The 11,928-nt window shown below is 68.9% G+C and carries 11 protein-coding genes; 6 read left to right on the top strand and 5 right to left on the bottom strand.

Annotated elements, in window-relative coordinates; genetic code table 11:
- Window positions 1-153 precede the first annotated feature (153 nt).
- From FHT37_RS19295 to FHT37_RS19280, 4 genes are all read left to right on the top strand, one after another.
- The gene (locus FHT37_RS19295) at window positions 154-900 is read left to right on the top strand and encodes a histidine phosphatase family protein (RefSeq protein ID WP_183483694.1); all 747 of its coding nucleotides are present in this window, start codon (window positions 154-156) and stop codon (window positions 898-900) included.
- A 77-nt stretch (window positions 901-977) separates the two neighbouring features.
- Complete coding sequence (locus FHT37_RS19290) at window positions 978-2,237, top strand: acyl-CoA dehydrogenase family protein (RefSeq protein ID WP_183483692.1); 1,260 nt, start codon at window positions 978-980, stop codon at window positions 2,235-2,237.
- 162 nt (window positions 2,238-2,399) lie between these two features.
- Window positions 2,400-3,926: a diguanylate cyclase gene (locus tag FHT37_RS19285; protein WP_183483690.1), complete on the top strand. Its 1,527-nt coding sequence runs from the start codon at window positions 2,400-2,402 to the stop codon at window positions 3,924-3,926.
- Window positions 3,927-3,961: 35 nt separating this feature from the next.
- A complete protein-coding gene (locus FHT37_RS19280; protein ID WP_147241709.1) occupies window positions 3,962-4,522 on the top strand; it encodes an adenine phosphoribosyltransferase in 561 nt (186 codons plus the stop codon).
- Between the two features lie 12 nt (window positions 4,523-4,534).
- Here the strand turns inward: FHT37_RS19280 and mnmE are convergent, their stop codons facing one another.
- The 5 genes from mnmE to rpmH form a co-directional block, all read right to left on the bottom strand.
- Window positions 4,535-5,911: a tRNA uridine-5-carboxymethylaminomethyl(34) synthesis GTPase MnmE gene (mnmE, locus tag FHT37_RS19275; RefSeq protein ID WP_183483683.1), complete on the bottom strand. Its 1,377-nt coding sequence runs from the start codon at window positions 5,909-5,911 to the stop codon at window positions 4,535-4,537.
- A gap of 277 nt (window positions 5,912-6,188) precedes the next feature.
- On the bottom strand, window positions 6,189-7,871 hold the full coding sequence (gene yidC / locus FHT37_RS19270; RefSeq protein WP_091729900.1) for a membrane protein insertase YidC: 1,683 nt from the start codon (window positions 7,869-7,871) through the stop codon (window positions 6,189-6,191).
- Window positions 7,864-8,193 (bottom strand): membrane protein insertion efficiency factor YidD, encoded by a 330-nt coding sequence (gene yidD, locus FHT37_RS19265; protein ID WP_091729896.1) that lies wholly within the window; start codon window positions 8,191-8,193, stop codon window positions 7,864-7,866. The genes yidC and yidD overlap by 8 nt, the downstream gene beginning before the upstream one ends.
- Before the next feature lie 26 nt (window positions 8,194-8,219).
- Entirely contained in the window at window positions 8,220-8,522 is a 303-nt protein-coding gene (locus tag FHT37_RS25810; protein WP_404932658.1) for a ribonuclease P protein component, read from the bottom strand.
- Between the two features lie 233 nt (window positions 8,523-8,755).
- On the bottom strand, window positions 8,756-8,890 hold the full coding sequence (rpmH, locus tag FHT37_RS19255; RefSeq protein WP_067065970.1) for a 50S ribosomal protein L34: 135 nt from the start codon (window positions 8,888-8,890) through the stop codon (window positions 8,756-8,758).
- 305 nt (window positions 8,891-9,195) lie between these two features.
- Between rpmH and dnaA the strand changes: the two genes are divergently transcribed.
- Complete coding sequence (gene dnaA / locus FHT37_RS19250; RefSeq protein ID WP_183483679.1) at window positions 9,196-10,731, top strand: chromosomal replication initiator protein DnaA; 1,536 nt, start codon at window positions 9,196-9,198, stop codon at window positions 10,729-10,731.
- 70 nt (window positions 10,732-10,801) lie between these two features.
- Complete coding sequence (gene dnaN, locus FHT37_RS19245; protein ID WP_091729890.1) at window positions 10,802-11,926, top strand: DNA polymerase III subunit beta; 1,125 nt, start codon at window positions 10,802-10,804, stop codon at window positions 11,924-11,926.
- Window positions 11,927-11,928: the final 2 nt, after the last annotated feature.

Below are 11,928 nucleotides of genomic sequence, written 5' to 3'. Positions count from 1 at the left end.
GGGAACGAAAGCGGCACGGGCGCGCCGCTGCACGGCACGGCACGGCACGGCACGGCACGGCACGGCACGGCACGGCGGCGAATTGTGGCCCCGTCCGCGGGCCTGCCGCCTGCGTGACAGTGCGGCCTGCGTCGTTGCGCCACACTGCCGCCCATGTTGGACACCCAGCCCCGCAGCCCGCAACGCCGCCGCGTCTACCTGATGCGGCATGGCGCGGTGACCTACTTCGATGGCCCGACCGGGCGCCCGGTGCTGCCCGAGCAGGTGCGTCTGAACGACGACGGCATCGCGCAGGCGCAGGCCGCCGGCGAGGCGTTCCGCGCGGCTGGCGTGCGATTCGATCGCGTGATCGTGTCGGGCCTGCCGCGCACCGTCGAGACCGCCGACCTGGTGCTGCGCCACGCCGGCCAGGGCGAGCTCTCGCCGCAGGTCTGGCCCGAGTGGCAGGAGATCCGCGGCGGCCGCCTCGGCGAGATCCCCACCGATGAACTCGCGCGCACCTTCACCGGCCTGCAGCGCAGCCCGGTCCCGGAATCGCAGCGCTTCCTCAACGGCGAGAGCGTCGGCGAGCTGCTCGATCGCGTGCTCGGCGGCGTCGCCCGCCTGCAGGCCGATCCCGATTGGGACTGCGCGCTGCTGGTGCTGCATGGTGTCGTCAACGCCGCGATCCTGTCGCATGCGGTCACCGGCGGCCAGCGCCTGATGCTCGGCAGCTGGGTCCAGTCGCCGGCCTGCATCAACGTGCTGGACGTCGCCCCGCCGACCGGCGACGCGCCCGGCGACTGGCTGCTGCGCGTCTGCAATTTCGCGCCCTCGCATCCGCTGCATGCGGACGAACGGTCCACCACGATGGAGGCGCTGTACGCGCAGTACCTCCGCTATCGCGGCCAGCGCGGCTGACGCGCGCTGCGCCGACCCGCCGCGCGCCTCACGGCCTCACGAACGCCTCAAGAACGCCTCACCGGGAGACTCCCCCAATGAACTTCGACTACAGCCCCAAGGTTGAACAGCTGCGCGAGCGCCTGCTGGCGTTCTTCGACCAGCACATCTATCCCAACGAGCATCGCTACCACGCCGAGATCGAGGCCAACCGCCGCGCCGGCAACGCCTGGATCCCGACGCAGGTGATCGAGGAGCTCAAGCCCAAGGCGCGCGCCGCCGGGCTCTGGAACCTGTTCCTGCCGCGCTCCGCGCGCGCGCCGGAAGGGCTGTCCAACCTCGAGTACGCGCCGCTGTGCGAGATCATGGGCCGCGTGTACTGGGCGCCGGAGGTCTTCAACTGCTCCGCGCCCGACACCGGCAACATGGAGACGCTGGAGCGCTACGCCAGCGAAGCGCTCAAGGACCGCTGGCTGGAGCCGCTGCTGCGCGGCGAGATCCGCTCCGCCTTCCTGATGACCGAGCCCGACGTGGCCTCGTCGGACGCGACCAACATCCAGTGCCGCATCGAACGGGACGGCGACGAGTACGTCATCAACGGGACGAAGTGGTGGTCGTCGGGCGCCGGCGATCCGCGCTGCGCGCTCTACATCGTGATGGGCAAGACCAACCCGGACGCCGGCCGCCACGAGCAGCAGTCCATGGTGCTGGTGCCGGCGAACACGCCCGGCATCACGGTCAAGCGCCACCTCAGCGTCTTCGGCTACGACGACGCGCCGCACGGCCACATGGAGATCGAGCTCAAGAACGTGCGGGTGCCGGTGGAGAACATCCTGCTGGGCGAGGGCCGCGGCTTCGAGATCGCGCAGGGGCGCCTGGGCCCGGGACGGATCCACCACTGCATGCGCTCGATCGGCGCGGCGGAGCGGGCGCTGGAGCTGATGTGCAAGCGGGCGATCTCCCGGGTCGCCTTCGGCAAGACGATCGCGCAGCAGACGGTGACGCAGGAGCGCATCGCCGAGGCGCGCTGCAGCATCGAGCAGGCGCGGCTGCTGACGCTGAAGGCGGCCTACATGATGGACACCGTCGGCAACAAGGTCGCCAAGGCCGAGATCGCGATGATCAAGATCGTGGCGCCGACGATGGCGCTGAAGGTGATCGACTGGGCGATGCAGGTCCACGGCGGCATGGGCGTCAGCGACGACACCCCGCTGGCCTACATGTGGGCGGGCCAGCGCACGCTGCGCTTCGCGGACGGCCCGGACGAGGTGCACCGCAACTCGCTGGCGAAGCTGGAACTGGCGCGCCACATGAGCCTGCCGAACGCGGGCGACATGCCGGTCACCCGCGGCGGCTGACCCGTCCCCGTACACCGTCGCTCACAAAGCGTGGCACCCCACCAACGAGGGGACGTCGCCCGAACCCGCTTCTCCCCCCGTGGAGCGGTATTCATCGCGGAGCGGGCTGGCTAGGATCAGCCACCCTTTTCCATGGCGTCGCCGCCGGCGCCGCGCTCCGCGATGAACCGATCCGCCGAAGTCCGCACCTGGCCGCTGCTGGCGTTCGCGCTGCTGGTGGGCCTGCAGGCCATCGTGCTGACGGTCACCCTCGGCGGCGACGCGGTCGACGGCTGGCTGGCGTGGGTGGGCGTGGCCTCGCTGGCGCTGACGGTGCTGCTGGCGGTGGCGGTCGTGTCGACGCTGGCGCGCACGCAGGCCCGCGCCCGGCTGGCGCAGCGCACGATGGAGGAAGCGATCGACGCGCTGCCGGCCAGCGTCGAGATCTTCGACGCCGAGGACCGCCTGATCGCCTACAACCGCCGCCTGGTCGAGATCTACCCGCACATGCTGCGGCACTTCCAGCGCAAGAGCACCTTCGAGGACCTGGTGCGGGAGTCCCTGGCGCGCGGCGGCATCCCGGAGGCGCGCGGCCGCGAACCCGAATGGCTGGAAGAGCGCCGCCAGGCGCGCGGCAAGCAGGTGTCGCCGCTGCTGCAGCGGGTGCATGACGACATGTGGCTGCGCATCTACGAATCCCGCACGCCATCCGGCGGCATCGTCGGCGTGCGCATGGACGTGACCGATCTGATCCACGAGCAGCAGCGCCTGGCGGCGAGCCGGGCGCAACTGCGCGCCACGATCGAGTCGGCCGCCAACGGCATCCTGACGCTGGACTCCGGCGGCCATGTGCTCGAGGCCAACCCGAGCTGCGAGTCGCTGTTCGGCTTCACCGCCTCGGAGCTGCAGGGCGTCCACCTGGGCATGCTGCTGGGCGCCGCGTCGGCGGCGGCCTCGGGGGCGGTTGGCGTGGCGGGCGCGACGCAGGAGGCGCCGCTGGACCCGCGCTCGCTGCTGGGCCAGCCGCGCGAGTTCACCGCCCGTCACCGCAGCGGCGAGGCGCTGCACCTGCAGCTGGCGATCGCCGAGGTCCGGACCGATACGATCCACCTCTACGTCTGCATCGTCACCGACCTGACCGAGCGCAAGCGCCAGGAGGAGCGGCTGCGCCGCGCCAACGAGCTGCTGGCCCGGCAGTCCACCACCGACGGGCTGACCGGCGTCGGCAACCGGCGGCTGTTCGACCAGCTGCTGCAGACCGAGTGGCAGCGCGCGACTCGCGCAGGCCGGCCGCTGGCGCTGCTGATGGTCGACATCGACCATTTCAAGCAATACAACGACTGCTACGGCCACGTCTCCGGCGACGACTGCCTGCGGCGCGTCGCGACGCTGCTGCGCAGCTGCGCCGGACGCGGCGGTGAATCGGTGTGCCGCTACGGCGGCGAGGAATTCGCGGTGCTGCTGGTCGACACGGACCTGGCCGGCGCGCAGGTGGTGGCGCAGCGCTGCCTGGACAGCGTGCGGCTGGCCGCGATCGAGCATGTGGGCTCGCCGGTGCGGCGCTCGGTGAGCCTGTCGATCGGCGTGGCCGCATTGATCCCGCGCAGCGGCGAAGAGGCCCAGCGCCTGATCCAGACGGCGGACGCCGCGCTCTACGAAGCCAAGCAGGCCGGCCGCGCGCGCCTGATCTGCCAGCAGCAGACGGCATGACCCCGCCGAGCCCGGCCGGCGCGACAATCGCGCCCATGCCGCACACCGACCTCACCCCTGACCCGATCGCCTTCCTGAGGCAGCAGATCCGCACCGTGCCGGACTGGCCGGAGCCAGGCGTGCAGTTCCGCGATATCACGCCGCTGCTGGCGAACCCGCGGGCCTTCCGCGTGCTCATCGACCAGTTCGTGCACCGCTACTTCGACCTGCGGCCCGATGCGATCGCGGGGCTGGATGCGCGTGGGTTCATCATCGGCTCGGTGCTGGCCTATGAGCTCAACGTCGGTTTCGTGCCGATCCGCAAGAAGGGCAAGCTGCCCTTCACGACGGTGCAGGAGACCTATGAGCTGGAGTACGGCAGCGCGACGGTGGAGATGCACACCGACGCGGTGAAGGCCGGCGATCGGGTGCTGCTGATCGACGACCTGATCGCCACCGGCGGCACGATGATGGCCGGCAAGCGGCTGCTCGAGCGGCTGGGCGCCGAGGTCATCGAGGGCGCGGCGATCGTGGACCTGCCGGAGCTGGGCGGCTCGAAGCGCTTGCGGGAGGGCGGGTTGAAGGTGTTTTCGCTGGTGGCGTTCGAGGGGCATTGAGGGCCTCGGCGCTCACTTGCCGATGCAGAACCGGCTGAAGATCTCTCCCAGCAGATCGTCAGCGGTGAACGCGCCGGTGATCTCGCCGAGCGCGTCGTGCGCCAGGCGCAACTCCTCCGCCATCAGGTCCAGCGCCGGCGGCTCGGTCTCGGCCTGGGCCAACGCCAGCCCGATGTGCTCCTGGGTGCGGCGCAGCGCCTGCACGTGGCGCTCGCGCGCGATGAACAGGCCCTCCGGCACCGCGTGCCAGCCGACCTGCTCCAGCAGGCGTCGGCGCAAGGCGTCCAGGCCCTCGCCCGTCTTCGCCGACAAGGTCAGCGCGTCCGCCGGCAAACCCGCCGGCGCATGCGCGTCGGCCTTGTTGTAGATCTGCAGGATCCGCGCCGGATCGACGCTCGTCAGGCGGCCGCGGATTTCGGCGTCCTCGGCCTCGTAGTCGGCGTGGCCGACGCGCGTCAGGTCGTGCAGGAACAGCACCACGTCCGCATCCGCGATCGCATCCCAGCTGCGGGCCACGCCGATGCGCTCGACCTCGTCCTCGGTGTCGCGCAGGCCGGCCGTGTCGCTGATGTGCAGCGGCACGCCCTCGATCTGGATGGTCTGGCTCAGCTTGTCCCGCGTCGTGCCCGGGATCGGCGTCACGATCGCCAGCTCGGCGCCGGCCAACGCGTTCAGCAGCGAGCTTTTGCCGACATTCGGCTGCCCCGCCAGCACGACCTTGATGCCCTCGCGCAGGATCGCGCCCTGGCGGCTGCGATCGAGCAGCGCCTCCACCCGCTGCAGCAACCGGCGCAACTTGCCCAGCGCATCGGCCTGCTCGAGGAAATCAATCTCCTCCTCGGGGAAGTCCAGCGTGGCTTCGACCAGCATCCGCAGCTGGATCAAGCCGTCGCGCAGCCCGCCGACCTCGCCGCTGAGCGCGCCGGCCAGCGCCCGACCGGCGCTGCGCGCGGCGGCTTCGGTGCTGGCGTCGATCAGGTCGGCGACGGCCTCGGCTTGCGCCAGGTCCAGCTTGCCGTTGAGGAAGGCGCGGCGTGTGAACTCGCCCGGCTCGGCCAGCCGCATCCGCAGCGCGGGATCGGCCTCCAGGCAGCGCGCCAGCAGCAGTTGCAGCACCACCGGGCCGCCGTGGGCCTGCAATTCCAGCACATGCTCGCCGGTGTAGGAATGCGGCGCCGGGAAGAGCAGCGCCAGGCCGTGGTCGATCGCCTCGCCCTGGGCGCTACGGAAAGGCAGGTAGGTCGCCTCGCGAGGCTTGAGCGTGCGGCCACAGATCGCCGTCACCAGCGGGGCCAGGTCTTGTGGCGCGGACACCCGCACGATGCCGACGGCCCCGCGTCCGGGCGCGGTGGCGATGGCGGCGATGGGATCCTGGTGTCGCGACAGCATGGGCGCGATTGTCTCGCAGCGTCCGGGCACCAAGAACAACGGCGATGGGCCGCCAGGCCGCATCGCCGTCATCGTGGATGGCGCGGGGCAGGCCTCGTCGCCGCCTCTCGTGAGCCGGCGTCTTGCGCCTCCGGTCCCCCACCGTCCCGAGTCAGGTGGAGAAGCGATCCCCGCATGGACTCGATTAAGCGCCTGCGCGCGGACGAAAAAAAGCCCCCGGGGTGCGGGGGCTCCTGCGATCGGCGTGAGGAATTGGCGAATCCCCCGCCGCCGTCGATCACTTCTTCGAGCCGCTGACGCCGATCTGCTTGTTGATCATCCATTGCTGGGCGATCGACAGGATGTTGTTCACCAGCCAGTACAGCACCAGGCCCGACGGGAAGAAGAAGAACATCACGCTGAAGGCCAGCGGCATGATCCACATCATCTTGGCCTGGACCGGGTCGGCCGGCTGCGGGTTCAGCCAGACCTGCAGCAGGCTGGAGGCCGTCATCAGCAGCGGCAGCGGGCCGATCGGCGCGCCGAACAGGTGGCCGAACAGGCTGTCGGGCTTGGACAGGTCGTGGATCCACATCACCCACGGCGCGCCGCGCATCTCGACGCTGGACAGCAGCACCCAGTACAGCGCGATGAAGAACGGCATCTGCAGGAAGATCGGCAGGCAGCTGCCCAGCGGATTGATCTTCTCTTCCTTGTAGATCCGCATCATCTCCTGCTGCATCTGCTGCGGCTTGTCCTTCAGGCGCTCGCGCATCTCCTGGATGCGAGGATTCACCGCCTTCATCTTGGCCATGCTGCGGTACGCGCTGGCGTTCAGGCCGTAGAACGCGACCTTCAGCAGCACGACCAGCAGGATGATCGCCCAGCCCCAGTTGCCCAGCAGCGTGTGCAGGACGTCCAGCAGCCAGAACAGCGGCTTGGACAGGATCTTGAAGATGCCGTAGTCCTTCACCAGCTCCAGGCCCGGGGCCAGCACTTCCAGCTTTTTCTCTTCCTGCGGGCCGACGTACAGCAGGTTGTCCAGCTTGGCCGACGCGCCCGGCGCCACGGCCGGGAAGTTCATCACCATGCCGGCGGTGTACAGGTCCTGGTTGAGCGGACGGACGTTGAACTCGCGCGGCCCGGCTTCGTTGCGGATCCAGGCGCTGACGAAGTAGTGCTGGACCATCGCGACCCAGCCGTCATCGGCGTTCTTCTCGTACTCGGCCTTGCCCTTCTTGAGGTCGTCGAACGCGAGCTTGTGGTACTTCGCCTTGTCGGTGTAGATCGCCGGGCCGGAGAACGAGGTCGGCGCGAAGGACGGACCGGTGTGCTCGACATGGCCGTCACGCACCAGCTGCAGGTACAGCTGCGGCGTGACCGCGGCCGCGCCGGTGTTGGTGACCTCGTGGTTCACCGCGATGGCGTAGTCGCCCCGCTTGAAGGTGTAGGTCTTGGCCAGCTTCACGCCGCCCTGTTCACCTTCCAGACGCACAACCAGGGTGTCCTGGCCGTCCTTGAGCTCCTTGGGGCCGTCGACCAGCGTCAGCACCGTCTGGTCGCTGGGCGCGTTCGGCACGTTCAGCAGGCCGGAACGGGCGCTGTAGTTGCGCATCGGATCCAGCACGACGACATGGCCGCTGGGGTTGGTGTCGTCGGCATGCTTGAGCAGCTCGACGCGCACCAGGCTGCCGCCGCGGGTGTCGATGGTGGCCTTGACCACGTCGGTGCTGAAGGTGACCAGCTCGTTCTTGACGACGGGCGCGACCGGCGCGCCGGCAGTGGCGCCGGAAGCAGCCGCGGCGGCCGGCAGCGCGGCGGCGGAAGCGGCCGATGCCGGGGCGGCGGGTGCGGTGGCGACCTTGGCCGGCGCCGGATGGAACAGCGACGGCTGGCCGTTGTGCCGCTGCCACCCGTCCCACAGAAGGACCAGCGACATCGTGAACACCACCCACAAGATGGTGCGGCGAATATCAGTCATGGGAAGCTTTTGGATTGGCGGTTGAAGAGGCTGACCCCGGGCGGCATCTGGAGGGACGCTCGGTGAACCGGGTGAACAGGCGGGGCGGATTGTCGGGCACGGGATCGTGTCCGCCCAGACAGAAAGGGTTGCAACGCAGGACCCGTCCGACCGCAAGGTAGGTGCCGGCGGCGGCGCCGTGGCGGCGCAGGGACTGCATCGCGTAGTTCGAGCAACTCGGGCTGTAGCGGCAGCCCGCGCGCAACCAGGCGCTGAACAGCAGCTGGTAGCCGCGCACCAGCCCCATCAGCAGTCGCGTCGGCAGGCCGGGGCGGTCGTCCATGGTCGCTGTTCCGAACCGCGATCCGGTCAGCCGGCGGCGCCCGGGGGCGGTGGCGCGAGCTTGCGGGTCAGCTGCAGCAGCTCCGCGCGCGCGGCGGCGCGCAACGCGTCGGAAGAGGCGCTGGGGTACTGCTTGCGGTCGAAGGGCATGCGCAGCCGCACCACCCAGAGGCCGGGCGGCAGCGTCGGCAGGTCGCCGAACACGGCGCGGATCTGGCGCTTGAGCAGCGCCCGCGTCACGGCGCGCTTCGCGTGCCGCTTGGGCACGACGTAGCCCAGCCAGGCCCGGTCGGGCGCGGCTGGAACCGATTCAACGGGGGTGGGCGCCACGTTCGCGGAGGACCGTTCATCCACAGCTTGGGGATGAATCGGTGCATCACCTGTGGACAAGTCAGCCGTTCCTGTGGATGGACGGCGCTTCGGCAGCGAGGGGCTGGCGGCCAGGTGATGCACGGCGAAGTGCGGGCTGCGTGCGCGGCTGGGGGTGCCCAGCACGCGCTCGAAATCGGCCGATCGCACGATGCGGCCGATCACGGTGCTGTCGGAGTCGTCTTGCGCTTCGCTCAGACGGCCAGGCGCTTGCGGCCCTTGGCGCGGCGAGCGGCGATGACGGCCTTGCCGCCACGCGTCTTCATGCGGACCAGGAAGCCGTGGGTGCGGGCGCGACGGGTCTTGGAGCCTTGATAAGTGCGTTTCATGTTCAACCTCTTGGAAATCTTCGGTACTTCCCGTCGCCTCGCGCCACCTTGGCGCCGCGGACGGTGGCGACGGTGGACATCTCGGAGGGATGTCGCAAGCCGCTCGAAAAGCGGAGGCCCACGCAGCAACGTCCGGGCGTCCGGAAAACCCGCGATTACAGCAAAGATTTGCATCAGGGTCAATCCGGAGGCTGGCAGGCACGGGGATTACCAGCACTTGACCGGGGCAAAAAATCTGTGGATAACCCTGGCTTCGCGGTCTCGCATCGGTACAATCCGGCCGCTCGAAGAATAAGTTTTCCACAATGAGCGCAGACTTGTCAGGGGCGGCCTTGTGGCAGCGCGGCTGCGAACGCCTGGCCGCCGAACTGCCTGAGCAGCAATTCAATACCTGGATCCGTCCGCTGCCCCCGGCAGAGGTCGCCCAGCAGGAAGAGAACGGCCACGAGGCCGTCCTGGTGTCCCTCCGCGTCCCCAACCGATTCAAGCTGGACTGGATCCGCAGCCAGTACGCCGGCCGCATCGAGGCCATCCTGACCGAGCTCGCCGGCAAGCCGGCTCGCCTGGAACTGTCGCTGGCGCCGCGCGAGGCGATCGCGCCGCTGCCGCGCACGCAGCCGTCCAGCATGACCATGGGCCAGGTGCTGAACCAGCACGGCCTGGGCGCGCCAGCAGCCGGCCGGCCGGCCGTGCCCGCGTCGGCCGCCGCCCGTCCGGCCGCCGCGCCCGTGGCCGCCCAGCCGACCGCGCCCGCGGCGCCGGCCACCGCCGCGAGCCTGATCCAGCCGGGCGCGACGCCCAACGTCCCGCCCAGCGCCACCCGCCACCGCATCAACACCAGCCTGACCTTCGACACGCTGGTCCCCGGCCGCGCCAACCAGATGGCGCGCACCGCGGCCCTGCACGTCGCCGGTGCGCCCGGGCAGATGTACAACCCGCTGTTCATCTACGGCGGTGTCGGCCTGGGCAAGACCCACCTGATCCACGCCGTCGGCAACGCGCTGCTCAAGGACCGCCCCGACGCCCGCGTGCTCTACCTGCACGCCGAGCAGTTCATCTCGGACGTGGTCAAGAACTACCAGCGCAAGACCTTCGACGAACTCAAGGCCAAGTACCACTCGCTGGACCTGCTGCTGATCGACGACGTGCAGTTCTTCGCCGGCAAGGACCGCACGCAGGAAGAGTTCTTCAATGCGTTCGAGGCGCTGCTGGCCAAGCGGGCCCACATCATCATGACCTCGGACACCTATCCGAAGGGCCTGGTGGACATCGACGAGCGCCTCACCAGCCGCTTCGACGCCGGTCTGACCGTCGCGATCGAGCCGCCCGAGCTGGAAATGCGGGTCGCCATCCTGATCAAGAAGGCCGAGGCCGAAAGCGCGCCGATGCCGGAGGACGTGGCCTTCTTCATCGCGAAGAACGTGCGCGCCAACGTGCGCGAGCTCGAGGGCGCGCTGCGCAAGGTGCTGGCCTACAGCCGCTTCTCGCACAAGGAAATCAACATCCAGCTCGCGCGCGAGGCGCTCAAGGACCTGCTCTCGATCCAGAACCGGCAGATCTCGGTCGAGAACATCCAGAAGACGGTGGCCGACTTCTACAAGATCAAGGTCGCGGACATGTACTCGAAGAAGCGCCCGGCCAGCATCGCCCGGCCGCGCCAGATCGCGATGTACCTGGCCAAAGAGCTGACGCAGAAGAGCCTGCCGGAGATCGGCGAGCTGTTCGGCGGCCGCGACCATACGACGGTGCTGCATGCGGTCCGCAAGATCGGCGGCGAGCGTCAGAAGAACACCGAGTTGAACCAGCAGTTGCATGTGCTGGAGCAAACGCTGAAGGGATGAGGAAAAACGCCTTCGCCTTCAGCGAAAATGCCGCGTTCGCCCGAACAGCCAACAGTGGAGAGAGGTTGACATGATCGTGTTGAAAGACAGCCAGGACAAAGTGCTTGCCGCGCTGCAGGCGGTGTCCGGCATCGTGGAACGGCGCCACACCCTGCCCATCCTGGCCAACGTGCTGGTCCGGAAGCAGGGCAAGCAGGTGGAGCTGACCACGAGCGACCTGGAAATCCAGGTGCGCACCACGGTCGAGTTCGAGGGCGACGACGGGGACTTCTCCACCACCATCGGCGCGCGCAAGCTGATCGACATCCTGCGCTCGATGCCGTCGGACCAGACGGTGAGCCTGACGTCCAACCAGAACAAGATGACGCTGCAGGGCGGCAAGAGCCGCTTCACGCTGCAGACGCTGCCGGCCGACGATTTCCCGCTGGTGCAGGAAGCGGCCGACTTCGGTCCCGCGTTCAGCGTGCCACAGAAGACGCTCAAGGGCCTGATCAACCAGGTCCACTTCGCGATGGCGGTGCATGACATCCGCTACTACCTGAACGGCATCCTGTTCGTGGCCGAGGGCAAGACCCTGACGCTGGTCGCGACCGACGGCCACAGACTGGCGCTGGCCCAGGCCGAGACGGACACCGAGATGCCCAAGCAGGAAGTCATCCTGCCCCGCAAGACGGTGCTGGAACTGATGCGCCTGCTCAAGGACGGCGGCAAGGGCGACGACGAGAGCGCTCCGATCGAGATGCGCTTCGCCGGCAACCAGGCCAAGTTCAGCTTCAGCGGCATGGAGTTCGTGACCAAGCTGGTCGAGGGCAAGTTCCCCGACTACAACCGCGTCATCCCGAAGAACCACCGTTTCCACGTGATCCTGGGCCGCCAGCCGCTGCTGGCCGCGCTGCAGCGCGCCGCGATCCTGACCAGCGAGAAGTTCAAGGCGGTGCGCCTGTCCTTCGAGCCGGGCCTGCTGTCGATCGCCTCGAGCAACGCCGAGCAGGAAGAGGCCAAGGAAGAACTCGAGATCGACTACGGCGGCGACCAGATCGAAACCGGCTTCAACGTGACCTACCTGATGGACGTGCTGGCCAACATGTCGCAGGACATGGTGCGGGTGGACCTGAACGACAGCTCGTCCAGCGCGCTGCTCAGCATCCCCGAACACACCGGCTTCAAGTACGTCGTCATGCCGATGAGGATCTAAGG

It is taken from the genome of Mitsuaria sp. BK037 (assembly GCF_014193045.1).
In the GTDB taxonomy this organism is placed as follows: domain Bacteria; phylum Pseudomonadota; class Gammaproteobacteria; order Burkholderiales; family Burkholderiaceae_C; genus Roseateles.
This window is presented reverse-complemented; position numbering and strand designations above follow the sequence as displayed.